The sequence below is a fragment of the Synechococcus sp. R5-15 genome, from assembly GCF_047462035.1.
In the GTDB taxonomy this organism is placed as follows: Bacteria; Cyanobacteriota; Cyanobacteriia; order Thermostichales; family Thermostichaceae; genus Thermostichus.
Map to the genome: position 1 here is coordinate 1 of NZ_JANSIK010000008.1, position 24,499 is coordinate 24,499.

Here is a 24,499-nt window from a genome sequence, read left to right on the forward strand (position 1 = left end):
GAGCAGAACAGGCTCAGGGCTACTGAAAGCCCGCTCCGTACCGCTTAGCGGTCGGAGCCGGGTAGTTTACTGCTGCCTATCCATTACGCCCAAGTCTGGTCACTCTTGAGGGTAATGGGGGAGCAACAACTTATTATTATTGTTATTGGAATTGATTGGATTCACGGGATCCCAGCCAACCGGCGGGCCACCAGGGCGGGAAGTTGAGCCAAAGGGATCCCTTCCAGGGCTTCTGCTGCAAAAGCGCAGGTGAGGAGTTGCCTGGCCTCAGCTTGGGGAATACCCCGGCTTTGCAGATAAAAGATCTCTTCCGCCTCCAGTTGGCTGACGGTGGCCCCATGGGCGCATTTGACGTTATCGGCAAAGATCTCCAGTTGCGGCTGGGTGTCGACCCGGGCTTTGGGGCCTAGGAGCAGGTTGCGGTTGGTCTGGGCGGCGTCCGTCAGTTGGGCCTCTCGGCTCACCAGAATCCGTCCGCTGAAGACCGCATGGGCCGTCTCGTCCACAATGCACTTGTGCAATTGGCGGCTGCTGCCGTGGGGGGCCTGATGCACCAAGCGGGAGTGGGTGTCGCTGTGCTGGGATCCCTTCAGCAGCGTTAGCCCCTGCAGTTGGGTGTGGGCCTGGGCTCCGGCTTGGGTGATCTCCAGGTTGTGGCGAGAAAACTGGGATCCCCACTGAATCGCCTGGAGGCGGTAGTGGCTGTTGCGGCTTTGGCGCACGGCGGTCTGGTTGATGTGGAAGGCTGGGGATCCCTGCCTTTGCAAAATCAAATGGTGCAAACGAGATCCCTCTGCCAGGGCGATCTCCGTAACCGCGTTGCCAAAGGGGATCCCGGATCCCAGGGATACATGATCTTCGATCAGCGTGAGGGAGCTGTGGGCTTGCAAAGACAGCAGGCAGCGGGGCTGGGCCAAAACGGCCTCTCCCTCAGGAGCCACCGTTATGAACAGCAGGTGCAGCGGTGACGGAACTTCCTGGCCGGGCTGTAGGCCAATCTGGATCCCATCTCCCAGATGAGCGGTGTTGAGGGCCGTAAACACATCCGTCTTGGCCAGGGTTTGCAGCAACTCCCCTGGGGCTTGGGCTAAAGGGATCACCTGCAAAGCGGTGGGCAGGCCGCTCAAATCAGAAAGCTGGGGGGCAAAGTAGCCGTTGACGAACACGGCGCGGCTATAGCTGGCTTCCGGCCAAAGCCAAGGTTCTAGGGTTGCTGCATCCAGAGACGGATCCCCCGCGGCAGCCAGGCGAAACTCGTGGGCCAGCAGTGGCGAGAGATCGCTGTATTTCCAATCCTCTTCCCGTGGGGTCGGGATCCCCAGTTCGGCCAATTGGGCGCGGGCCTGCTGCCTAAGGGTGGTGTAGGGATCCTGCCTTTCCGGGATTTGGCCGAGGATGTGCTCCAGGAATAGGCGGCTCTCTGGGGCAAAAGGTTTGGGCAAGGTGGCGCTCATCCCTCTTTCTCCTGCCGAGATGTCGCAGCTGCCGGTTCTTGACCCGACTGAGTTTTGATCCAGTCGTAGCCCCGTTCCTCCAGCTCCAGCGCCAAGGTCTTGTCCCCACTGATGACGATACGACCCCCCTCCATCACATGCACGTAGTCGGGGGTAACATAGTCCAGCAAGCGTTGGTAGTGGGTGATCAAGAGCATGGCATTCTCAGAGCCGGCCAGTCGGTTGATGCCGTGGGCCACAATGCGCAGCGCGTCGATATCCAGACCGGAATCCGTCTCGTCCAAAATGGCCAGCGTGGGCTCCAACACCGCCATTTGCAGGATCTCGTTGCGCTTTTTCTCGCCGCCGGAAAAGCCCTCGTTCACAGAGCGCTCCAAAAAAACGGGATCCATTTTGACAATATCCAACTTTTCCCGTACCAGGTCGTCAAAATCCAGAGCATCCAGTTCCGGCTGATCCCGATATTTCTGGCGAGCGTTGTAGGCGGCGCGCAGGAAATCCAAGTTGCTCACCCCCGGAACCTCGATGGGGTATTGAAACGCCAAGAAGATCCCTGCCCAAGCCCGCTCCTCCGGTTCCATTTCCAGAAGATTCTTGCCCAGATAGAGGATCTCGCCTCCTGTCACCCGGTAGTCGGGGTGGCCAGCCAAGATCTTGGAAAAAGTGCTTTTTCCAGAACCATTGGGGCCCATGATGGCGTGGATTTCTCCGGCGCGAATTTCCAGGCTCAACCCCTTGAGAATGGGGGTGCCGTCGATCTCGGCGCTGAGATCTCGAACGGATAAGATGACAGGGCTGTTTTCACGGATCATGGCTAGACTCTAGGGTTGACACCGAAGGGCAGGAGCTGAAAAGTTAAGGGATCCCTAAACCAGGTTTGGATTTTGGGCCTAAGGATCCCCTATAGCTCTATTGGGAGTGGCGATTGAGGATATCCCGGATCTCTGTCAGCAAAACCACTTCTGGTGGGGGCAATGTGGGAGGAGATTCTTCCTCCTTTCGCTGTAGGGTGTTGATCGCCTTCACCAGTAAGAAGATGGCAAAAGCGATAATCACAAAATCAAACACAGCTTGCAGAAAGCTACCGTAGTTAATCGTAACTGGGTCTTCAGGACTTCCACCGATTTTCCAGACCAAGTTCTGGAAGCTCACTCCACCAATCATCAAGCCTAAAACTGGAGTAAACAGATCTGCTACAAAAGAAGTCACAATCTTCCCAAAAGCACCTCCAATAACAACGCCAACAGCCAAATCTAAGGCATTGCCCCGGCTAATAAAGTTTTTGAACTCCTCCAGAAATGCCCGCATAGGGAACTTCTCCTGCCTAGCCTTTATAGTTCAAAACCTCTCTGCCTTGGGAGTCACCCCTCTCCTGAAATCCCACTGATGTCAGTAGCCTCTCCCCAGCTGCTTAGCTTCACGTCGGGAACAATCCCCTAGCCGACGGATCCCTCTAACTTCAGGCTCAGCAATCGATCGGCTTCTACGGCAAACTCCATCGGCAGTTGGTTGAACACTTCTCGGCAGAAGCCGCTGATGATCATGGACACAGCATCTTCCGCAGAGATGCCGCGGGACTGGAAGTAGAACAATTGCTCTTCTCCAATCTTAGAGGTGGAAGCTTCGTGCTCCACTTTGGCGGTGTTGTTTTGCACCTCAATATAGGGGAAGGTGTTGGCGCTGCACTGATCCCCGATCAACATGGAATCGCACTGGGAAAAATTGCGGGCCCCTTCTGCTTTCGGCCCGATTTTGACCAGACCGCGGTAGCTGTTTTTGGAGTGTCCCGCCGAGATGCCCTTGGAAATGATTTTGCTGCGGGTGTTGCGGCCCACGTGAATCATCTTGGTGCCGGTATCGGCCTGCTGGTAGTTGTTGGTTAGGGCAACCGAGTAAAACTCGCCCACCGAGTTTTCCCCCACCAACACGCAGCTAGGATATTTCCAAGTGATGGCCGAGCCGGTCTCCACTTGCGTCCAAGAGATTTTGGAGTTGGCCCCCTGACACAGGCCGCGCTTGGTTACAAAGTTGTAAATGCCCCCTTTGCCGTTTTCATCGCCGGCATACCAGTTCTGCACCGTGGAGTATTTAATTTCGGCATTGTCTAGGGCGATCAGCTCCACCACCGCCGCATGCAGTTGGTTGGTGTCGAACATGGGGGCAGTACACCCTTCCAAGTAGCTGACGTAGGATCCCTCGTCGGCAATGATCAGGGTGCGCTCAAACTGGCCCGATTCGCCGTTGTTGATGCGGAAATAGGTGGAAAGCTCCATGGGACAGCGCACCCCTTTGGGCACATAGACAAAGGATCCATCACTGAACACTGCCGAGTTCAGCGCCGCGTAGTAGTTATCAGCAATGGGAACCACACTGCCCAAGTACTTGCGCACCAGCTCCGGATACTCCCGCAGTGCCTCCGACATGGAGCAGAAGATCACGCCTTCCTTGGCCAGCTTTTCCCGGAAGGTGGTGGCTACCGAAACGCTGTCGAAGATGGCATCCACCGCCACATTGGCCAGCCGCTTCTGTTCAGACAAGGGGATCCCCAATTTCTCGAAGGTCTCCAGCAGCACCGGATCCACTTCGTCCAGGCTCTTTTTCTTGGGCTGCACCTTGGGGGCCGAGTAGTAGACAATGTTTTGGTAGTCAATGGGCGGGTAGCTGACGTTGGGCCAGGTGGGCTCGCTCATCTTCAGCCACTGGCGGTAGGCCCGCAGCCGGAACTCTAGCATAAAGTCCGGCTCCCCTTTCTTGGCCCAGATCTGCCGAATCACCTCTTCGTTCAAGCCTTTGCCAATCGACTCAGAGGGGATGTCGGTTACAAAGCCGTACTTGTAGGGCTGGTTGACCAGGGCGCGGACGCTCGTAGACATGGATGGCTCTCGGGTAGTGACAGGGTAGAAACGCGACTAAGACAGATGGCCAAATAAAACAACAGAGTTGTTGTTTAACTGATCCTCAGGTTACTTTAGCAATGATCCCGTTGTCAAAATAGCAGAGAGCTGTGCTGGCAGCGGCAGCCGATTAACCCAGTCTAACCAGGAGGGCGAGGGTGGACAGCACGCGCAAGATCACCGGGCAGGTCGCTCAACCCGCTTCGAGTAAGCAGGCCATCTTGGTCTACCTGCGCAAGGCGGGGCAGGCCAACGCCCAAACGCTGGCAGAGCACCTGCGCATTTCTCCCCAGGCCATCCGCCGCCACCTCAAGGATCTGGAGGCAGAGGGGTTGATCCAACATGTCGCTCAACCCAATGGTCTAGGGCGACCCCAGCATCTCTATCAGCTCAGCCCCTTGGGAGAAGAGCAGTTCCCCGCCAGCTACGACGAGTTTGCCCTTGGCCTGCTCAACACCCTGGCCGAAACCCTGGGATCCGAACAGATGGGATCCCTTCTCCACCACCAGTGGCAGCGCAAAGCCCGGGAGTATCAGGCCCAACTGGGATCCGGATCCCTGCGGGAGCGGCTGGAGCGCTTGGTGCAGTTGCGCCAGGCGGAGGGTTACATGGCGGAGTACTACCCCTATCCTGCCGACCTGACTGTGCCGCTGGCAGCAGAGGGATCCGAGCCTTACGTCGAGCAGTATGTGTTGGTTGAGCACAATTGCGCCATTGCTCAGATTGCCCACACCTTTCCCAGCGTCTGCGGCCACGAACTGGAGATGTTTGCTGCCGCCTTGCCCGATTGCCGGGTAGAGCGCATCACCTGGCAGGTGCAGGGAGAACACCCCTGCGGCTACTGGATTGCCAAGCCAGCGGCTCGGTCGACTTAAGACTTCCTCAGGAAACCGGATCCCTGAGATGGCAAACAGGGTTTTTTCGGGTATAGTTATCTCGTACAGGTTTTAAGTTTGCTCTCCGCATGGTCTGGCGCGCTTCCTTTTTTGGCTACTTTAGCTTTCCCTGGCAACGACCAGGGCAGAAGGGTGGCGCGTAAACAAAGACCTACAGTTTACCCGAGTCAGTCCTGAAGCCCTGAGCCCAGCGCCAGGGCTTTTTTGATGGCTCGACGACCCCATCTACCCACTTGCACGCTGAGGACAGTTCCATGCCCCCTCAAACCGACAATTGCAATATCCAAGAGGTGACTCCCTTGATTGCCCCTGCTGCTGTCAAGGCCAAGCTGCCCCTTACGGAAACGGCAGCCCAGGTGGTGCTCTCCACTCGGCAAGCCATCCGCGACATCATCCACGGACGGGATCTCCATCGCTTGGTGGTGATCGTCGGCCCCTGTTCCATCCACGATCCCGCAGCGGCTCTGGAGTATGCCCATCGCCTCAAGCGGGTGGCCGACCAAACTCGGGAGCACCTGGTGATCGTTATGCGCACGTATTTTGAGAAACCCCGCACCACGGTGGGCTGGAAGGGCCTGATCAACGATCCCCACCTGGATGGCTCCTGCGACATTGGCACCGGCCTGCAACTGGCCCGTTCCATTCTCCTGCAGATCAACGAGCTGGGCCTGGCCTGTGCCACCGAGATGCTGGATCCGGTGACCCCTCAATACACGGCAGATCTGGTGAGCTGGGCGGCCATTGGCGCCAGAACCATCGAAAGCCAAACTCACCGGGAAATGGCCAGCGGCCTCTCCATGCCTGTGGGCTTCAAAAACGGCACCGACGGGCGGCTGGAAATTGCGCTCAATGCCATTCTCTCCGCCAGCCATCCCCACAGTTTCCTGGGCATTGGCCAAGATGGCATGACGGCTTTGGTAAAAACCACCGGCAACCCGGATCGACACATTGTGTTGCGGGGGGGAGGGGGCAAGACCAACTACGGCCCGGAAGATGTGGCGCGGGCGGCACTGCTGATGAAGGATCAAGGGATCCCTCGCTCGGTGATGGTGGACTGCTCCCATGACAACTCCCACAAAAATTACCGCAACCAGGGATCCGTCTGTCGAGCGGTGCTACAGCAGTACCAGGCGGGGCAGCGGGCTCTGATGGGGCTGATGCTGGAGAGCAACCTCTACCCGGGCAAGCAAACCTGGCAGGAAGGGGCGCCGCTCCAGTACGGGGTTTCCATCACCGATGGCTGCATCGGCTGGGAAGAGACGGAAGATCTGTTGTGGGAGATGGCAGCGACCGTAGAGGGGAGAGCGTTGGCCCTCAGCCATTGAGGGATGGGGATCCCGGAGTTTGTTAAAGAATCAAAAAGGAAATGGGGACAAGGGGCAGCCTGCTCCTAGGGTCGAGCCAAGGTTTCGTTGTTTCGCCAGGCCCTGCGGGATAGGGTCTCCAGGTCGAGCTGGGAGGTTGTGATGGAGCTACAGATCCCCACCAGTGTCAGCAGCAACAGTCAGCAGCCCTATCCAGATCCCGATCGGATCCCTCGGCGACCCCCCGAGCAGTTGCGAGATCGGCTGATCGTCTCCGGCCTGCGCTACTACGGTTATACCGGCCTTGATGAGGCGGAACGGGCTTCGGGGCAATGGTTTGAGGTGGATTTCGAGTTGTGGGCGGATCTGCGCCCGGCTGCTCTCAGCGGCCAGTTGCGCGACACCCTCGACTACCGTTCTGCAGTGGCCGGGATTGCGGAATTGGTGAAAAGCAATCAGTTTGTGCTGATCGAGAGCTTGGCGGAGGCGATTGCCGAAATGGTGCTGCGGGAGACAGGGGCCAGCAAAGCTAAGATCCGATTGACCAAGTGTCATCCCCCGATCCCGGAGCTGACGGGGCGGGTTACTGTGGAGATTGTTCGTCCCTAGAACTTCTCTTAACCCTTTCCTACCGACCCTGTGCTTGCTCTAGAACTTGCTTCTCGTACCTCTGAGGACTGGATCGAACAGGCTACCCGGCACATCGATCTGGTCTTGCTAGACCACGCCAATTGTGAGAAAAAAGCAGCGGGCAACGCCCTCAGCTTGCTGTTTCGCTACCCGGCTAATGGGCGTTTGGTGGAAACCCTCTCGCCGCTGGCGCGGGAGGAGCTGCAGCATTTTGAGCGGGTGCATCGCCACCTGCAACGGTTGGGGATCCCCATCAAGCCCTTGTCGGCTGCGCCCTATGCCGGTCGTCTGAACCAACACCTGCGCCGCTCCGAGCCGGAGCATCTGCTCGACACCTTGCTGGTGGCAGCCATTATCGAGGCCCGCAGCCACGAACGCTTGGGCCTGTTGGGGATCCACGCGCCCGACCCAGAGCTGCGGCAGTTTTATCTCTGGCTGGCGGCTGCGGAGGAGCGCCATTGGCAGCTTTACTTGGATTTGGCGTTGGAGCAGTTTCCCGCCGATCAGGTGCAGGAGCGGCTCGATACTCTACTCCAGGTGGAGGCCGAGATCTTGTCTTCCCTTCACCCCGAACCCCGTGTTCACAGCTAGCCCCACTCCGTTTCCCCCCGCGGTGCAGCTCCCATGTTTCAAGCGACGCGGCAGTGGTTGGCCTTCTGGTATACAACGGTTACGGCAGTGTTGCTGCTGTTGTTTGCCGGCAGCTTCTATTGGTACGTGCAGTCAACCCTGATCGAGCGGGTGGACGATACCCTTGGCCATGTGGTGGAGATTGTCGAGCGGTCTTTGGTGGTGGATGAGAGCCTCTTGGATCCGCAGCAAGCCCGCCGCAGCTTAGAGGCCAGCTTTCGGGATGATCCCAGCACCCTAGAGGACGATCACATCGACTTGGAGTGGTTCGGCCCTCAAGGAACGCTCATCTGGTCCACGGTGCCCGGCGGGATCCCTGCCCCCCTATTGACCGAGGGATCCCTGCACACTGCCCGTATCGCCCCTGGGTATTGGCTGCGCCAGTTCACCGAGCCGATTGTGGCCGGTGGGAAGCTGCTGGGCTATCTGCGGGTCAGCCATCCCTGGTTTGAGGTGAGCAAGCCAACGCGACAGTTGATCCGGGATCTTTCCCTGTGGGTGGTGGCCGGTTTGACGGGTGTGGGAGCCATCGGCTGGATGCTCTCCGGTTTGGCCATGCAACCCATCCGGCAGTCTTATCAGCAGCTCAAGCAATTTACCGCCGACGCCTCTCACGAGCTGCGCAGCCCCTTGGCCAGCATTCAAACCGCGGTACAGGTGGCTTTGGCGGATTCCCAATTGGATGCCGACACCCGGCAGCGCTGGCAGATGGTGGAGCGGTTGTGTTTACGGCTGGGTCGTCTGGTGGATGACCTGCTGTTTCTGGCCCGCCACGACAGCGGTATGGTGCCTTTCCAACCCCGTTGCTGTGCGCTGGATGCTCTGCTGCTGCAGGTGGTGGAAGAGCTGCAGGGCCTGGCCAACCAAAAACAGATCCGCTTGCAGCTGGATATTGCTGCCCCTGAGAGCGGGACGGAACCTTCTCCCGCCCAAGTGGATCCCTTCGGTTTTTGGGGAGATGAAGATCAATTGGCCCGCCTGTTTACCAACTTGATCGAAAATGCCCTTCTCCACACTCCCCCCCAAGGAGAGGTGCAGGTGAGGCTGGAGCAGCGGCTGCGCTCTGGATCCCCAGAGCTGGTGGTACGGGTACAAGATACCGGGCCAGGGATCCCGCCTCAGGCTCTGCCCCATGTGTTCGATCGCTTTTATCGAGCAGATCCGGCTCGCAGCGGGGATCCCGGTCGCCTCTCGGGGTCAGGTTTGGGGCTGGCGATCGTCAAAAGCATTGCCCAACAGCATCAAGGTCAGGTGCAGGTGGAGAGTAAGCTGGGCCAGGGATCCAGCTTTGAAGTTATTTTGCCCCAGCGGCAGTTGGAAACCTGTACCCCAGAGAGAGTCTAAAAGTGCTCTGGAAAACAGACAGCCCTCGGTCAATATGCTAGCTTTAAGCCAAGATTGACTGAGTCTTTATTCAGAACTGTATTAAGAACCGTATTGGCCCAGTTGAACTGGATTTTTGGGTACTAGAGATCTTTCCTTTCCAGATTTAAGAACTTCTCTTTTTCCCGGATAAAACAGCAGAGATGGGATCAGCTCCCAGGCTCTTGCCCTTCTCAGCCGGCTGCTGAGCTGTTGATTGGGTGATGAGTGAGTGCAGTCCGCCCGCGCAGCCCCACAATTTCCCATTGAATCCTGTGCCAGGAAAACGTTATGTATCGCTTCCAGGTTCGTGCCATCACCCAGCCGGGCGAGAGAATTGCCTTGGTGGGATCCAGCGCAAAATTGGGCTCCTGGGATCCCTGCCATTGCATTTGGCTGCAGACGGATCCCGCTCATTATCCGCTGTGGTGGGTAGAGTTGCCGTTGAGCCCAGCAGACGGCACGCCCGGCCCGTTGTTGCCCTATAGCGGGTGTTTAAAAGAAATCCCTCGAGTAGAGTACCGGTATCTGCGCGTTCAAGCCGGTGGCGAAGTGATTTGGGAATCCGCCGATGTCAATCGCTGGGTGCCCCTTGAACCGGAACCTTTGCCGGCAGTTTTAATTGTTGAGGATGGAGAGTTTGGCCGGATCCCTGCCTATCCTTACGGCTATTTTGCCGATCCCATTCCTGAGGTCGAACCGGAAAATCCGCAAGGGCTAAAAGTCGTCATTTTGGGCAGCTCCGTTGCCCTGGGGTGCAGCGCTTGGCTGTTGCGAGGTTGGGCTTGGCTGTTGCAGAAAGCTCTACAAGAGCGCTATGGCCATCAAGTGCGAAATCTCTCCCAATTGGGGGCCAATGTCAGCCGAACTCTGTTGCGGTTTGAGCAGGCGGTGATCCCTGAACGTCCTGATGTCGTTATTGTTGCCCTGTCCTTGGGAAATGAAGGCTTGGTATCGGCCTTGCCCCAGCATCGCCGCGCCCTGCAGAGGCGGTTTGAAAACGGCCTGCAGCGGCTAATTCAGCGAATTCAAGACATTGGAGCCTTGCCAGTTCTGGGAGGGGTTTATCCCCATGCAAACTACGGCCCAGAACAGCATCTTCTTTTGCAAGAAACTCAGCAAAGAATGCTCAGCTGGGGATGCCCTGTGTTCAATTGGCTGCCTCATTTGGAAGATGGACAGGGCCGCTGGAAACCAGACCTTGCTTTTGACCCAGCTCACCCCAATTCCAAGGGTCATCAGGTCATGTTTGAGGCCATCGATCTCTCTCTTCTGGATCCCGGCCAAGTTAGCTCGGCTCGTGGCAAGCTCCCTCAACCCATTGGGGAGCAGGTCATTTTTGAAGAGGAGCATGGTTTTTGGGTAACCGTAGAGACGGGCAAAAATCAATTTCGCATCGTGAATGTAACTCCCTATCCCTATACCATCACGCCCACTTGGCAGCCTTTGCAAGCCGCTTTCCAAAAAGCACGTCTACAACCGGGTCTGTATGTTGGCAGAAGCGATGAAAGGATAGGGGATGCGACCCTATATTCACTTTCCATACGAGAAGATGGTTCAGTGCAAACAACCCTCTCCATTCCTGCGGATGCCGATCTTGTCTTCTCCCCAGTAGCCCAGTTCTTTTCCTCAGCAGCAGTAGAAACGATCTTCGAGGATGGATCGTTGATCCTTCTCAAGCTCAGTGGATCCTCAGAAGGCTCTTCTGATCCCATACCTCGCCTGTGCGTGATCAACCAGAGCAGTCACGAGTACAACATCCACCCCATGTGGAAGGAAGTGCGGGCTGCTCTCAAAGCCATGCCGATGGGTGTTTACGAAGATCCGAGCCACCGGGAAGCTCTCTTCCGCACCTTGATGATCGGGGAAGGCGGCCTCGAAAGCCGGGTAAAGACTGCTCCCGAATCGGTCATGCTGCTGGAATACACCTGTAAATTATCCGATATTCATCGCTTTGCCATTGTACCGTTGGGGGATCGCTGCGCGGTGCGAATGCTGCTCTACAAGTTGGAATATGATGGGCCTGCCTTTCCTTTTGATTTGACACGCACCAGCAATTTGGCTGATGTGGCCGATATGATCCACAACGAGTTTCAGGGCATGTGGGATCCGCAATATTTGCACTACAGTCCTGAAGATCGGCGAATTTACCACAGCAAGTGGACGGGCCTCTCCTTTGGCCATGAGGTGGAAGAGGGGGAGGATCCACTTCAGAATATGGATCCCATCTATGAGCGAATGCGAACTCGCTACGCTGCTCGCGCCAAGCGTTTTATGTATGTTTTGGAAAAAGCCGATAAAGTCTTGTTTGTGCGCACAGGGGGTTGCCGGCGAGAGGCCGTTGTTGACTTAATGGATAAGCTGGCGGCTAAGCGCAGGGGCAAGCCTTTTCTGCTGCTGATTGTTTCTCCTCAGTCTTCTGATGAGTTTGCCGGGATCCCCAATGTTATCCATTATGAGATGGAGTTAAATCCCGACCGCATGTGCGCAGATCCTGAGCATTGGAAGTACTGCACAGGGGTAATGAGAGATATTCTCCATTCTTTGGGGGTCTCTACCCGAAATCTTTTCTGGTGCCCTCCACAACTGTAGCCGTTCCAAGGTTTCACTGCAATTCGAAAGAATGATCGCTGCTGCCCAAACGCTCCGCGCCGCTTCCGCGACCACCCCCAACTCTTCTCCCAAAGGGACTCTGTGGTGTTCAACTCCAGAAAGCTGATGATCGGACTCGAACCGACGACCTGCTCATTACGAGTGAGCTGCTCTACCAACTGAGCTACATCAGCAGGGCTTTGAAGTGAGGACTGGATAGGAGAATCCGCAGACCCACCGGTGGGCCTATCGATTCTAACTCATCCTTGCCTTGCTCGGGATCCCCAGCGCCATAGCCCCAAAGATAGCCCCAACGTCAGCCACGCCAGCCAATCCCCCGCGCGATTGTAGAAAGTTGTCTCAGAACGCCGCTTCACTTCTCCCGTAATCACCCCCCGCTGAAAGATGGGGCCAACCTGCTGGAGCCGACCTGAGGGATCCACCACCAGATTGCCGCCGGTGTTGTTGACAAACACCACGCTACGCCGATTTTCCACAGCCCGAAAAACCGAGAGCTGGCCATGCAACATCGGCCAGTGGCTATTACCAAACCAGCTATCATCCGAAATCACGATCAAAGACTCGGCGCCGCGACGGGTTAAAGTTCGGCTGGGCGCAGGCAAGACGCTCTCCAAGCAGATCATCACCCCCAAAGGCCCGAAAAGCTCCCCTCCGTCCAGAGGCCGATAGCCATCGGGTGAAGGCACGTAGCGCCCCGACTCGAAATAGGGAAAGATCCACTGCTTGCCAAACCCATCCAGCAAGTTGCCCCGGGCGTCAAACAACAGGGCCGTGTTAAAAAATCGCTGCTCTGGCTCCGGCAAATGGGCTGTGCGGGGATCCGGCTCTGTTGCCCCCGTAATCAAAGCGCCTTCCGGCGGCAGAATCGCTTGCATTGGCTCGATCACGTAGGGTTCCAGGCCGGTATTCAGCAGCCGTGCCCGCAGCGCCCCCTCCGGCCAAATCACCAACTGTGCCCCAGCAGCCACCCCCTGGGCAGAAAGCTGATGCAGCTCCCGGTAGCGCTCCAGGCGGTAGTTCCAACTGCGATCGGCTTCCAGCCAAGCCACCTGCTGCACTGCCCCCACCCGAAAGCCGGGATCCCTGTTTTCGACGGCCAAGGCATCGAAGTAAGCCAGGCGCACGCTTCCATAAGCCAAGACCAGCCCCGTCAACCCCAGGCCGCAGGCAAGCGTACTCCAGAAATCTCTGTTCTTGAGCATCTCACCCAAAGCGTTTCTCAGGGATCCCCTAGCCGTCTGCCACCGGCTAGAAATCTGCCTGGCCATCTGCCAAAGAACCCCATTGACGAACACGGCATAGAAGGTAACCCCCCAGATCCCCGTAACATCGGCTACTTGGATCCCGAGGGGCCAGTCGAACAACAGGGATCCCCAGTGGAAAGGGATGGGCCACCAGAGCAAGCCCAACAGCCCATCCAAGCCCGTCCAGACCGTGGCCAAACCCAGCGGACGTGCCCAAACCGGCAGGGGACGACTCAGTTGCAAACTCAGGAGCGTAGCAGTGGTGAAAAAGAGGGGGATCAGGGGAGCCACCACCACGCCCCCCAGGATCTCCCAGGCGCTCAACACCTTAACCGAGAAGGGATCCACCCAGAAGGCATACAGGCAAACCCAAAACCAGAGGCCATAGGCCAAACGCCACCGCGCCCACCCTTGCCGTTGCTCGCACAGGCCAAACAGCAGGGCTAAGCCCAGCAGCGCTCCCGGAAACCAGTGCCACCAGCGGTTGGGGGATCCCAGACAGAGCAGCAGGATGGCCAAACCCATCAGCCAGCGGGATCCCTCGCCTGGGTTTCTCTTTTGGGGCAGATCCTGCCGTTGAGTTGAAGATTTCAGTTCCAGCTTCATCACCTCAATAAAGTTCAGCCTATTCGGGAAACCCCACGTAATGCCCCAGGATCAACACGCCCTTGCCGGCAGGTCTTTTCCAGAGTAGCGCTCTCGCAGCAGCCGGGAATATCTCCTGGAGCACAGAACTCCTACTGCTTGAATCTAAAGCTGTGTTAACATTTTGCATAACTTCAGGGGGCTGGCGCCTTCCGGCTTGGGTTGGGGATCCCGTCAGCGGTGCGCGGCACTATGGGCAAGGTTTTGGTTTTGAATGCCTCCTACGAGCCGCTCAACATCACCAGTTGGCGCAGAGCGGTCGTTCTATTGCTTAAGGGCAAGGCCGAGCAAATCGAGCACAATGGCCGAGTGGTGTACGGCAACATTCCCTTGCCCACTGTCATTCGTCTGCGCCACTATGTCCACGTTCCCCACAAGGAGATCCCGCTTACGCGCCGCAACGTCCTCTACCGGGATGGGCATCGTTGTCAGTACTGCGGCTGCTTCGGCGAAGATCTCACCCTGGATCACGTGATCCCTCGGTCTCGTGGCGGCGGGGATACTTGGGAAAATGTGGTCAGTGCCTGTGTGCGTTGCAACGTGAAAAAAGGGAACCGCACCCCCCGCGAAGCCGGTATGCCCCTGCTGCGCCAACCCCGCCGTCCCCACAGCACTCTTTATTTTGAAATCTCCAAAGCCGTCGGCAGTGGTTCCCATCGAGAATGGTCTAAGTACACCATCGGCCTAGAAGGGGATCCCCAGGAGGAATTGTTGGACATCCCAAGCTAGACGGGCCGCCTAGGGATGGACTTCCGATACAGGGGCAGCTTTGGAAATGGGGGGAGAAGTGGTGGCTGGGATCCCGGTCTCGATCCACCGGTGAATCAGGGCATTGACCTCTTCGGGGCGCTCATCGTGGGGGCAGTGGCCAGCCTCCAGGAAGTATTCCACTGCTTGAGGGTAGTGGGCCCGGTACAGCTTAGAGCGTTCCCGAGCCCGCATCCAGGGATCCCGTTCTCCCCAGATCAACAACAGCGGGCGCACCAAGCTGCACAGCAGCTCATCTACATACCGTCCCTTCTGCCCACCTCGCATCAAGGCCACAAACACATCGGCAGCCCCCGGATCCTGGGTGGGGCGATGGATGGCCTCGACCAGCTGATCGGTCACGGCTGCCGGGTCGTAGTAAACCTGCTTCAGCTTGGCTCGGATCACGTGCGGCTGCCGCAAATACTGAAACAGCAGGTAAGACACCAGGCGCTGGCGCAGGCCCCAGCCCACCAATCCGCCTATCCATTGCCGCCATCCGGTCGGGGATCCCTTGAGGGTGGAAAACCCACCTGCCCCATTCAAAAGCACCACGCCCCGCACCCACTCCGGCCACTCCGCCGCAAAACTGAGCACCACATAGCCGCCCAGGGAGTTGCCGATCCCCACCACAGGCCGACGGATTACCTGTTGGCAAAAGTCCCGCAGCTGATCCCGCCAGATTTCGGTGCGGTAGTCCCAGTTGGGCTTGGCGGAGCGACCGAAACCCAGCAAATCGATGGCGTACACCTGGTAGTGTTGAGCCAATTCGGGAATGTTCTTGCGCCAGTGGTCGGTGGAGGCTCCAAAGCCGTGCACCAGAAGCAGAGGCTGCCCCTGCTCACCCTGTTTGACGTAATGAACTGACTGCCCCCGCCAGATCCACTGCGCCGAAATGGGAGTGGCCGATGCCGATGTCGAAGCCATAGGAGTTGCTTGTAAGCCTTTCTTAATTCTAGGTTCTTTGCAGCTACTCCGGGGGGAAGCCCACCCTCTACGGGCAACGTAAGAGCAGTGGGCCTGTTAGACATAACCTCTGCTTTTTAGGCTTTGTATCACCAGGTCAATACATTCGGAGATGCTTTGCTCGGCAGTTTTGCACACCACCTCCGGCTGTTCCGGCGGCTCGTAGGGATCGTCAATACCGGTAAAGTGCTGGATTAAGCCTGCCCGCGCCTTTCGATAGAGGCCCTTCACATCCCGGCGTTCGCACACCTCCAGGGGGGCATCCACAAAGACTTCGATAAAGCTGCCAATATACTGCCGTACCTCCTGCCGCACCGCCCGATAGGGGGAAATGGCCGACACCAGCACAATCACCCCGTGCCGAGTCAGCATCTCCGCCACAAAGCCGATGCGGCGAATGTTCTCCTCCCGATCCACTTTGCTGAAGCCCAGACCCTTGGTGAGATGTTGCCGCACCAGGTCCCCATCGAGCACTTCCACCGGCAGCCCCCAAGCGCGCAACTGCTGGGCCACGCCGCAGCTCAGGGTGGTTTTGCCCGCCCCGCTCAATCCCGTAAACCAGACCGTTACCCCCCGCCGCGACATCGGTTCGTAGGGATCCCTGAATCTTGGGCCCTGCCAGAATATCATCTCCAAAAGCAGGGTGGTACACTCGAAACACGGCTTGCGCCAGCCCCAAAGCGCTCCGCGCCGCCAACACGACAGCAATCTTTTACCGGCCATGTCTCCTCTAACTTCGCCTCTTGCCAGTGCCCCCTCGGGATCCCCGACAACTGCCGAGCTGTTTGCCGAGCATGTGATGGCCACCTATGGGCGCTATCCCCTGACCTTGGTGCGCGGGCAGGGGTGTCGGGTTTGGGATGAGCAGGGGCGGGAGTACCTGGACTTTGTGGCCGGCATTGCCACCTGTACCCTGGGGCATGCCCACCCGCTGTGGATTCAGGCGCTCACCGAGCAGGCACAACAGTTGCACCATGTTTCCAACCTTTACTACAACCAGCCGCAGGCACAACTGGCTCAATGGCTGACCCAGCACTCCTGTGCCGACAAGGTGTTTTTCTGCAACTCAGGGGCGGAAGCCAATGAGGGAGCCATTAAGCTGGCTCGCAAGTATGCCCACACGGTGCGCGGGATCCAAGATCCGATGATCCTCACCGCCCATGCCAGCTTCCATGGCCGCACCCTGGCCACCATTACCGCCACCGGCCAGCCCAAATACCAAAAAGACTTTGCCCCTCTGGTGCCCGGCTTTGATTACGTTCCCTACAACGACATCGAGGGCACAGCAGCGGTGTTGGAGCGCTGGGGCGAGCGGGTGTGTGCCGTGCTGTTGGAGCCGTTGCAGGGGGAAGGGGGGGTTGTGCCGGGGGATCCCGCCTATTTTCAATGGTTGCGCCGGATCTGCAGCGAGCGGGGCATTCTGCTGATTTTGGATGAGGTGCAGGTGGGCATGGGCCGTACTGGTATGCTGTGGGGCCACTGTAACCTGGGGGTGGAGCCGGATGTGTTCACCTTGGCCAAGGGCCTGGCCGGTGGGATCCCCATCGGGGCCTTGTTGGCGAAAGACTTTTGCGCCGTGTTTCAGCCGGGGGATCACGCCAGCACCTTTGGGGGCAACCCCTTGGCTTGTGCGGTGGGCCTGGCGGTTTGCCGCACGCTAATGTCGGAGAGTTTGGTTTGGAATGCCCAGCAGACAGGGGTGTATCTGCGTCAGGGGCTGTCCCGCTTGGCGGAGCAGTTTCCGCAGCTCGTTGAGCAAGTGCGGGGCTGGGGCCTGATTCAGGGCTTGGTGGTGCGCATCCCGGCGGCTGAAGTGGTCAAGGCAGCCATGGACTGCGGGCTGTTGTTGGTGCCGGCAGGATCCCAGGTGGTGCGCTTTGTGCCCCCCTTGATCGTCACCCCGGCAGAAATTGACGCGGCTCTAGCGATGTTGGCATCGGCTTTGCAAAGGTTGGCCGCCTCCCTTGGCCATTCCGGGGCAGCCTAGCCTCGCCAGACTTGCCGCAGAAAGGCCTGCAACTGCTGTCGGGCAGGGAGCTCGTGGGGAGCGGGATCCCTTGCCTGTTCCAGAAGGGGCAATACCTCCTCCGCATAGGCCGGAACAAAGCCGGCAGCAGGCCAGAGCAAATCCGAGGTGGCCCGCAGGTTGAAGACTTGGGATCCCTGCCTGAGCAGGAGAGGCCGCACCCAGAGCAATGCTGGGGATCCCGCCGCAAGATTGTGGAGAGAAGCCTGAATCAGCTCCACATAGAGGGTGGCTTGCGGCCCTGGCAGGGCGAGGATGGGACGGGGTGAGGGGGGAGCGCTGCCCACTTCCGCCGAGGCGGGCAAAGGGCGCCCCAGCAGACGCAGGCCCTCAACAGAGTCACACTGGGCGGGCAAACAAGGCAACAGGGTCATGCAATCGTTAACTGAAGACGATATGGACTGTACTGATCCTAATCGATGGCCTCCTTACTTTTCTTTGGCAGGCGGGTTGGCCGGGGATCCCGTCTTTGCGGGCATTTCGTGAACCCGATTTTGTGGCATGGTGCTAGGTAGCTTTCTGATCAAACTTGAACGGATCCCGCCATGATGCACACTTTTGTCCCGCCCCACCGCTTTTTCCCCTACCTGACCTGGACGGAGATCCAGGCCATGCCCGACAAAGAGAACGTGGTGATCATTCAGCCGGTTGCCTCAATCGAGCAACATGGGCCCCACCTGCCCCTGGTGGTGGATGCCTGCATCGGCACGGCGATCATTGGGCGCGCCATGGAGAAGCTGGAGCCTGAGATCCCGGCCTATGTTTTGCCCACCCAATGTTACGGCAAAGCCAACGAGCATTGGCATTTCCCCGGCACCATTACCCTCTCGGCTCAAACCCTGATGGCGGTGCTGGCAGAAGTGGCAGAGAGCATCTACCGAGCTGGGTTTCGCAAGCTGGTGTTCCTCAATTCCCACGGTGGCCAGCCACAGGTCCTGGAGATTGTTGCCCGCGATCTGCACCAGAAGTATGAAGATTTCATGCTGTTTCCGGTGTCGGTCTGGCGCGTTCCCCACGAAGGACGAGAGCTGTTTACCGAGAAAGAGCGGGAATTGGGTATTCACGCCGGCGATGGGGAGACCAGTATGCTGATGCACCTTTTGCCCGATACGGTGCGAACCGACCGATTGGTCTGCGAATATCCCCACGATCTGCCGGAAAACAGCCTGCTCAGCATGGAAGGGCGGATCCCTTTCGCTTGGGCAACTCGCGATCTCACCCAGAGCGGAGTTTTGGGCGATGCCACCGCCGCCACGCCGGAGAAAGGCAAAGTTTTGGTGGAGTCCATGTCTGACGGCTGGGTGCGGCTGATCCGAGATCTGCACCGGTTCCAGCAGCCCAAGGCTTGGCGCAAAGCCCCGCTGCCGGTCTAGGGATCCAGGCAAAAGACCTACGGCCTGCTTTGTGAAAGGCTTTCGCCAGAACTGGCCGACCAAGATACGACCTGCTGACGCGATCAGGGCAGCTTTTTGCTGGGCTGCTGCAAACTCTATCTGCCCAATGGGAAAGGGTGATACCTTGGCCCCAGAACACACCCGTTCTGGTGGAAATGGGGTGGATTTGGGCAAAGTTCACCTGGCCACTGCCCATGAGGGTATGGATATCTTCATCGCTAACGGTCAGGAGCTGCAGTCGAAGCGGCAGTACCCGGAAAGCCGAAGGGGAAGCTGGCCCAGTTGCTGCGTTGCAGGCAAAAGGGTTCGCGGCGGTATCGCCGACTGGTTCGTCATCTTTCCTGTCGGGCCCAAGCTGTTCGCCTCTGGCGGCGGGGAGCGCTTGAAAGAATCCTCGCCCTCTGGGTCAAGACTCAATTAACCAACGGCTCCAGCCCCCGCAAACACGCTGCCGATGCGGCGCATTGCCTCTTCCACGTTGGCGCGGCTGTTGAAAGCGGACAGGCGCAGATAGCCCTCTCCGGCGCTGCCGAAGCCAGAGCCAGGGGTACCCACCACATGGCAGGTGTGCAGCAGCTTGTCAAAAAACTCCCAACTGCTCAGCCCAGCGGGTGTTTTCACCCAGACGTAGGGGGCATTCACGCCGCCATAGACTTGGATCCCCACTTCGGCCAACTGCTGGCGAATGATGCGGGCATTTTCCAGGTAAAACTGCACCAGACCTTGCACCTGCGCTTGCCCCGCTTCGGAATAGACCGCCTCCGCCCCCCGCTGCACAATGTAGGACACCCCGTTGAACTTGGTGGATTGACGGCGATACCACAAGCTCCACAGATCCACCCAGGATCCATCGGCAGCTTGCCCCCGCAAAGACTTGGGCACCACCGTAAAGGCACAGCGGGTGCCGGTAAACCCAGCGGTTTTGGAAAAGGAGCGGAACTCGATGGCACATTCCCGCGCCCCTGGAATCTCGTAAATGGAGTGGGGGATCCCGGGCTCGGTGATATAGGCTTCGTAGGCGGCATCGAACAGGATCAGGGAGCCGTGGGCACGGGCATAGTCCACCCAGTTTTGCAGATGCTCCCGTGTGGCCACTGCGCCTGTGGGGTTATTGGGGAAGCAGAGGTAGATCACATCCACCTTTTGGCTGGGCAGGCTGGCGGTGAAGTGATTTTCGGCAGTGATGGGCAGATAGACCAGGCCCTCGTATTCGCCGCGTTCGTTGGCCGGCCCCGTATGGCCCGCCATCACGTTGGTGTCCACATAAACCGGATAGACAGGATCCGTGATGGCGATGGTGTTGTCGTGGCCGAGGATATCCAGGATGTTGCCGCAATCGCACTTGGAGCCATCGGAGACGAAGATCTCGGAAGCGTCGATATCGCAGTTGCGGGCCTGGAAGTCGTGCCGGGCAATGGCCTGGCGCAGCCACTCGTAGCCCTGCTCTGGCCCATAGCCGCGAAAGGTGGCCCGTTCCCCCATTTCCTCCACCGCCCGGATCATGGCCGTTCGACAGGCTTCCGGCAGCGGCTCGGTGACATCGCCAATGCCCATTTTGATAATTTGAGCTTCGGGATGGGCGGTGGCAAAAGCCTGCACCCGCCGGGCGATCTCGGGAAAGAGATAGCCGGTCTTGAGCTTGAGGAAGTGGTCGTTGATCCTGGCCATGGAGGTTTGCCGAAGAGGAGGTCATCGGCTTTTCAGTGTAGCTGTTCGCGCTAGCGGGACGGAGTCCTTAGCCGGTTCCGGGCCAGAACTCTTCTACGTCGCGGTTCCCCTGCCCATGGCAACAACCCCGGCGGAGGCGGGACGGAGTAGGATGCTACCTTGGCAAAGATCCTTTGGAGAGCAGGGATGAAGCAGCAGAGGGGAATGGCTCGGCACGAGAGGTGGGCGGTGGGCCTGTTGGCGATCTGGGTTTGGCTGAGCTGGGGGATGGGGGCCTGGTCTGCTCCCCTTTGTCGGGATCCCCTCTTGCTGCGGCAGATCTTGGCAGCTCTGGGCCGCCCGGAGGTGAAGGTAGAGGAGGTGGCCCTTTTTGATTCGGATCAGTGCCTTGTCCAACTGGTGCTGGATCGTCAGGGGTTGAGCGGATCCCTGCCGCCCGAAATAGGCCAATTTCGCCGGTTGCGAGCCTTGTCCCTCAGCCACAACCAACTTTCCGGCCCCCTGCCGCCCGAGCTGGGGCAACTCAGCCAGTTGGAAAACCTGTTTCTCGACTACAACGAATTCTCCGGCTCCATTCCAGCCGAGCTGGGGCAGCTGCGCAACCTGCGCGGCCTGTTTTTGGATCACAACCAGCTCTCTGGGCCTATTCCCCCCCAACTGGGGCAACTGCACCATCTGGAAAACCTCATCCTGCAAAACAACCGCCTCAGCGGCACCCTTCCCGGCCAACTGGGCCAGATGAGCTCCCTCAAGGGCCTGTTTTTGGATCGCAATCAGCTCTCTGGGCCTATTCCCCCCCAACTGGGGCAACTGCGCCACCTGGAAAACCTCTACTTGTCGGACAATCGCCTCAGCGGATCCCTGCCCCCCGAGCTGGCTCAGCTGAATCAGTTACGGGATCTGCGCCTGGCACGTAACCAATTCACGGGAGAACTGCCGACCTTTTTGGCAGAACTGCCCCGACTGGAGCGGCTGCACATCGAGGGAAACCCCGGCCTCTGCTTGCCGGCTGCCCTATCCGAGTGGTTTGCCGGCCTAAACCCGGCGGATCCCCTGCCGGCTCCCATCTGCTCATGGACTCCGTCCCGCTAACGCGACCGGTAGCCTACTGGGACTCCGTCCCGCTATCGCGAAAGGACTCTGTCCCACTATTGTGCTCTGCACCGCTGTCACGAACGCAACAGCGTCGCGTAGCAATAACGGCGCAAGTGTGGGATCCCAGCTTTTCCGGGGGGGAGGGGGAGAGCCGTAGCGACGACCAGGCCACTCCTGCTCGGTGGGCCACCACCACTCCAATCGCCTCTAGATAGGAGGTTACCGATACATGAGGGATCCCCAACTGGCGGGGATGCACCTGCATCACGGTGGTGTTTTCCTCGACGGCAATGAAAAGCGGAGGACGGGCAAGGACTCCGTCCGTTCGCGTCAGCGGCGGAGCATTGTGGTGGGGTCGCGACAGCGTTGCGCCGCAATAACGGCTGGCCAGGTGCAGCAAGCCAGGCCCCCCAAAGGCAGTGGCCGGGGCAATGACGCTGTCCACCTGCTCTGCTGTCAGGTCGCCCGGTTGGACGGGATCCCCGCTCTTGACAAATTGGGGAGCATAGCTGAGGCCCACCAAAACCGAAGGCAGGAAGGTAAACCCCACCTCTTCTGCGGCAGCGCGGGGGTGAACCGGCTTGGGGAAAGTCTCAGGGTAGAAAGCGGGGGCATGGGCACAAGGGATCCGCAACTCCCGCACCACCAGGTGGCTGATCAGGGCTTCGACGCCGGCCAAGGGATCCACCCCCATTCCTTGCTCGTATTGGCTGAAGTCCAAGTCATCCGGAAAGCGGGCCACCACAGCAATGGCTTCTGCCCCCAGGCGAACCAGCTCCTGGGCAGTCTCCAAGAGAGCATCGGGCCGGGCCAGGGATCCCTGGCTAGCTCCTGAGGGGGAGAAGCCGACGGAAACGCCCAAGGGTTGGCGGGTCAAGCGCCAGGGGCCGATGTTGAGCCCCAAGGTGGCCTGAGCGGCTTGCATCACCTGCAGGTGGCGTTGTTGCAGATCAGGGGGGATCCCGGCATCCAGCACCACCCCAACACAGTTTTGGCGCACTGGCCGCAAATTCCACACCCCCGCACAGAACTGATCCAGGCCGTACCCTTCCACGTACAACACGTTCCCCATCGGCCAAAACAAACTGGCTCCGTTTAACACGTTGGGATGGGTAATGACCCGCTCTGCGGCTGCTGCCAGGGTGCGGGCAACAGGCAGGGCATCCCCGGCAAAACCACCGATGCGGGCACCAATGCCGGTGGGGATGAGCAGGAGGCTGGTGTAGGGATGGCTCATGCTGCTATGTCTACAGCACTCTATGCTGCTACACGCGAACGGGAACCGCACCGCTAACGCCGGACGGACAGGATCTGCTGGGCTAGGGCCTCGGCCCGCCGCACACAATCTCCCAAGGCCACGCCATCCAGGTAGTTGGCACACACCCACACCCCTGGGGTTTGGTCGGCCAGGCTGGCCTGCAATTGGGCAATCCGCTGCCGGTGGCCAAGCGTATATTGCGGGATAGCCTGGGGCCACAGGCGCTCTCCCAGGCGGATGGGTTCGACAGGGCGGGTGAGCAGGATCTGGCTGAGTTCTGCATGCACAATTTGGGCCCGCTCGTCAGGGGAGAGCGCCGTAATGGGCGGGATCCCTTTCTGGCGGGCAAAAGCCGCATCGGTAGCTCCCCCGATGAAGCTGATCAGGCAGTGATAGCCCTGAGGAGCCCGCTCTGGGAAGAGGGAGGAGGCCCAGATGGTGCCCAGGGTGCGCAGGCCCTGAGAGCGAGGGATCAGATGGCCAAACCCTCGCAGCGGTTGGGGGAGGGCTTCTTCTGGATAGGCCAAAGCCACCACCGCCACAGGCGGGTAGGGGATTTCCCTCAGCAGCCGGCTGGCCTGGGGGTTGAGATCCTGCAGGAGGGTGGCAGCGGCGTAGGCAGGGAGGGTGAGCACCACCTGTTGAGCCACCACCCAGTGGATTTCTTCTGGGGCGTTGTGCTCCGCGCCGCTGTCGTGTATGACGAAGCCCACCCGGTAGCCCGTCTCATCCCGCTTGAGATGCACAGCCCGCCAGCCCAGCCGCAGCGCACTGCCCAGTTTCTGGGCAATCGCCTCAGGTAGCTGCTGCAACCCCTGCCGCAGGTTACCCAGTTGGCCCCGCTTGGGAGGAGGTTGGATAGGGGAGTTGCCACTGTCCTGTTGACGGGTTCGCGGGAGCGTCGCGTAGCGATAACGGCTGCGCAAAGCCTGCACAGCACCGGCAAAGAGGCTGCCGTAGCGTTCTTCCAAGCCGGCAATGCGGGGGAAGGCTGCCAAGGCGCTGAGCTGATCCGGATCCCCGGCATACACCCCTGAGGTGAAAGGTTCGACCAGCCGCTCTACCACCTCGGATCCCAGTTGCCGCCGGAAGAATTGCCGCACCGTTTCCTCTCCGCCTGGCGGCGGCGCGACAAACCCCAACAAGCCGCGCAAGGCCCGCAACTTGCCGCCCACGCTCAACAGCCGCGAGCCAATGGCTGCAGAAGGGCTCAGGGGCACCGGCAGCAGCGCTTTCTCCCAGTAAACGTAGCGGGGCAGCTTGGCATCGGCCAGCACCAGGTGCTCCGCCAAGCCCACCTCGGCAATGAGGTTAAGCAGGGCGGGGACGGGGGTAAAGCTGTTGGGGCCCTCTTCCCAGCGATAGCTGTCTTTGGATTGGGTGGAGATACAGCCCCCCACGCGGGAGCTGGCCTCGGCCAGGAGCAGCGGCTGGGTGGATTCATCCTTGGGGGATAAGCCCTGTTGTAATCGCAAGGCCAACGTTAGGCCGCTGATGCCCGCCCCCACCACCACCACCTCAGCCTGCAAGGACTGCGTCCCGCTAAAGTGCTCAACAGAAGAGTTCATCTTTTGGGTTCCAACAGGGTTTTCAATCCTCAAGAGTCAAACAATTATGCTCTGAGCCGCTCCCCGTCCCACCAGCGCGTTCGCGTCAGCGGTGCGGAGCATTTT

The 24,499-nt window shown here is 59.1% G+C and carries 22 protein-coding genes and 1 tRNA gene; 11 read left to right on the forward strand and 12 right to left on the reverse strand.

Annotation, left to right across the window (positions count from 1 at the left end; translation table 11 throughout):
* Nucleotides 1–161 precede the first annotated feature (161 nt).
* The 4 genes from sufD to sufB all read right to left on the reverse strand — a co-directional run bounded on the left by sufD (nt 162) and on the right by sufB (nt 4,327).
* Nucleotides 162–1,454 carry a Fe-S cluster assembly protein SufD gene (gene sufD / locus NW839_RS00750; RefSeq protein WP_414349661.1) on the reverse strand — a complete coding sequence of 431 codons (1,293 nt, stop codon included), beginning with the start codon at nt 1,452–1,454 and terminating at the stop codon, nt 162–164.
* On the reverse strand, nt 1,451–2,266 hold the full coding sequence (gene sufC, locus NW839_RS00755) for a Fe-S cluster assembly ATPase SufC (protein ID WP_414349662.1): 816 nt from the start codon (nt 2,264–2,266) through the stop codon (nt 1,451–1,453). The genes sufD and sufC overlap by 4 nt, the downstream gene beginning before the upstream one ends.
* A gap of 97 nt (nt 2,267–2,363) precedes the next feature.
* Nucleotides 2,364–2,762: a large-conductance mechanosensitive channel protein MscL gene (gene mscL / locus NW839_RS00760; protein WP_414344182.1), complete on the reverse strand. Its 399-nt coding sequence runs from the start codon at nt 2,760–2,762 to the stop codon at nt 2,364–2,366.
* Nucleotides 2,763–2,890: 128 nt separating this feature from the next.
* Nucleotides 2,891–4,327: a Fe-S cluster assembly protein SufB gene (sufB, locus tag NW839_RS00765; protein WP_414349663.1), complete on the reverse strand. Its 1,437-nt coding sequence runs from the start codon at nt 4,325–4,327 to the stop codon at nt 2,891–2,893.
* A 179-nt stretch (nt 4,328–4,506) separates the two neighbouring features.
* On the opposite strand from sufB, the gene sufR reads away from it, so the two are divergent.
* From sufR to NW839_RS00795, 6 genes are all read left to right on the forward strand, one after another.
* Nucleotides 4,507–5,223, forward strand: a complete 717-nt coding sequence (gene sufR, locus NW839_RS00770) for an iron-sulfur cluster biosynthesis transcriptional regulator SufR (RefSeq protein WP_414349664.1) — start codon at nt 4,507–4,509, stop codon at nt 5,221–5,223.
* 275 nt (nt 5,224–5,498) lie between these two features.
* On the forward strand, nt 5,499–6,569 hold the full coding sequence (locus NW839_RS00775; protein ID WP_414349665.1) for a 3-deoxy-7-phosphoheptulonate synthase: 1,071 nt from the start codon (nt 5,499–5,501) through the stop codon (nt 6,567–6,569).
* 141 nt (nt 6,570–6,710) lie between these two features.
* Nucleotides 6,711–7,157, forward strand: a complete 447-nt coding sequence (gene folB, locus NW839_RS00780) for a dihydroneopterin aldolase (protein ID WP_414349666.1) — start codon at nt 6,711–6,713, stop codon at nt 7,155–7,157.
* 30 nt (nt 7,158–7,187) lie between these two features.
* Entirely contained in the window at nt 7,188–7,769 is a 582-nt protein-coding gene (locus NW839_RS00785; protein ID WP_414349667.1) for a tRNA-(ms[2]io[6]A)-hydroxylase, read from the forward strand.
* A gap of 33 nt (nt 7,770–7,802) precedes the next feature.
* Nucleotides 7,803–9,152 (forward strand): sensor histidine kinase, encoded by a 1,350-nt coding sequence (locus NW839_RS00790; RefSeq protein WP_414349668.1) that lies wholly within the window; start codon nt 7,803–7,805, stop codon nt 9,150–9,152.
* Between the two features lie 309 nt (nt 9,153–9,461).
* Complete coding sequence (locus NW839_RS00795) at nt 9,462–11,762, forward strand: DUF1796 family putative cysteine peptidase (protein WP_414349669.1); 2,301 nt, start codon at nt 9,462–9,464, stop codon at nt 11,760–11,762.
* A 121-nt stretch (nt 11,763–11,883) separates the two neighbouring features.
* Here NW839_RS00795 and NW839_RS00800 read toward each other — a convergent pair.
* Together NW839_RS00800 and lnt are read right to left on the reverse strand one after the other, a co-directional pair.
* Nucleotides 11,884–11,956 (reverse strand) — tRNA-Thr (locus tag NW839_RS00800).
* A 66-nt stretch (nt 11,957–12,022) separates the two neighbouring features.
* Nucleotides 12,023–13,633, reverse strand: a complete 1,611-nt coding sequence (gene lnt / locus NW839_RS00805) for an apolipoprotein N-acyltransferase (RefSeq protein ID WP_414349670.1) — start codon at nt 13,631–13,633, stop codon at nt 12,023–12,025.
* Between the two features lie 231 nt (nt 13,634–13,864).
* On the opposite strand from lnt, the gene NW839_RS00810 reads away from it, so the two are divergent.
* Complete coding sequence (locus tag NW839_RS00810; protein WP_414349708.1) at nt 13,865–14,401, forward strand: HNH endonuclease; 537 nt, start codon at nt 13,865–13,867, stop codon at nt 14,399–14,401.
* Between the two features lie 9 nt (nt 14,402–14,410).
* Here the strand turns inward: NW839_RS00810 and NW839_RS00815 are convergent, their stop codons facing one another.
* Both NW839_RS00815 and cysC read right to left on the reverse strand, forming a co-directional pair.
* A complete protein-coding gene (locus NW839_RS00815) occupies nt 14,411–15,346 on the reverse strand; it encodes an alpha/beta fold hydrolase (RefSeq protein ID WP_414349671.1) in 936 nt (311 codons plus the stop codon).
* Nucleotides 15,347–15,442: 96 nt separating this feature from the next.
* The gene (cysC, locus tag NW839_RS00820) at nt 15,443–15,970 is read right to left on the reverse strand and encodes an adenylyl-sulfate kinase (RefSeq protein WP_414349709.1); all 528 of its coding nucleotides are present in this window, start codon (nt 15,968–15,970) and stop codon (nt 15,443–15,445) included.
* Between the two features lie 136 nt (nt 15,971–16,106).
* Between cysC and NW839_RS00825 the strand changes: the two genes are divergently transcribed.
* Nucleotides 16,107–17,372 (forward strand): aspartate aminotransferase family protein, encoded by a 1,266-nt coding sequence (locus NW839_RS00825; protein ID WP_011433033.1) that lies wholly within the window; start codon nt 16,107–16,109, stop codon nt 17,370–17,372.
* Here the strand turns inward: NW839_RS00825 and NW839_RS00830 are convergent.
* On the reverse strand, nt 17,369–17,785 hold the full coding sequence (locus NW839_RS00830; protein ID WP_414349672.1) for a hypothetical protein: 417 nt from the start codon (nt 17,783–17,785) through the stop codon (nt 17,369–17,371). The two genes, NW839_RS00825 and NW839_RS00830, sit on opposite strands and share 4 nt — an antisense overlap.
* Before the next feature lie 174 nt (nt 17,786–17,959).
* On the opposite strand from NW839_RS00830, the gene NW839_RS00835 reads away from it, so the two are divergent.
* Both NW839_RS00835 and NW839_RS00840 read left to right on the forward strand, forming a co-directional pair.
* Nucleotides 17,960–18,784, forward strand: a complete 825-nt coding sequence (locus NW839_RS00835; RefSeq protein WP_414349710.1) for a creatininase family protein — start codon at nt 17,960–17,962, stop codon at nt 18,782–18,784.
* Nucleotides 18,785–18,929: 145 nt separating this feature from the next.
* Nucleotides 18,930–19,226 (forward strand): hypothetical protein, encoded by a 297-nt coding sequence (locus tag NW839_RS00840; RefSeq protein WP_148202718.1) that lies wholly within the window; start codon nt 18,930–18,932, stop codon nt 19,224–19,226.
* On the opposite strand, the gene NW839_RS00845 is transcribed toward NW839_RS00840, so the two are convergent.
* On the reverse strand, nt 19,223–20,473 hold the full coding sequence (locus NW839_RS00845) for an LL-diaminopimelate aminotransferase (RefSeq protein ID WP_414349673.1): 1,251 nt from the start codon (nt 20,471–20,473) through the stop codon (nt 19,223–19,225). The genes NW839_RS00840 and NW839_RS00845 overlap by 4 nt on opposite strands.
* A gap of 204 nt (nt 20,474–20,677) precedes the next feature.
* Here NW839_RS00845 and NW839_RS00850 point away from each other — a divergent pair, with 204 nt between their 5' ends.
* Nucleotides 20,678–21,565: a hypothetical protein gene (locus tag NW839_RS00850; protein WP_414349674.1), complete on the forward strand. Its 888-nt coding sequence runs from the start codon at nt 20,678–20,680 to the stop codon at nt 21,563–21,565.
* Between the two features lie 13 nt (nt 21,566–21,578).
* On the opposite strand, the gene NW839_RS00855 is transcribed toward NW839_RS00850, so the two are convergent.
* Both NW839_RS00855 and hemG read right to left on the reverse strand, forming a co-directional pair.
* Nucleotides 21,579–22,805 carry a DUF3326 domain-containing protein gene (locus NW839_RS00855; RefSeq protein WP_414349675.1) on the reverse strand — a complete coding sequence of 409 codons (1,227 nt, stop codon included), beginning with the start codon at nt 22,803–22,805 and terminating at the stop codon, nt 21,579–21,581.
* Nucleotides 22,806–22,858: 53 nt separating this feature from the next.
* Nucleotides 22,859–24,394, reverse strand: coding sequence for a protoporphyrinogen oxidase (hemG, locus tag NW839_RS00860; protein ID WP_414349676.1), 1,536 nt, complete (start codon nt 24,392–24,394; stop codon nt 22,859–22,861).
* Nucleotides 24,395–24,499: the final 105 nt, after the last annotated feature.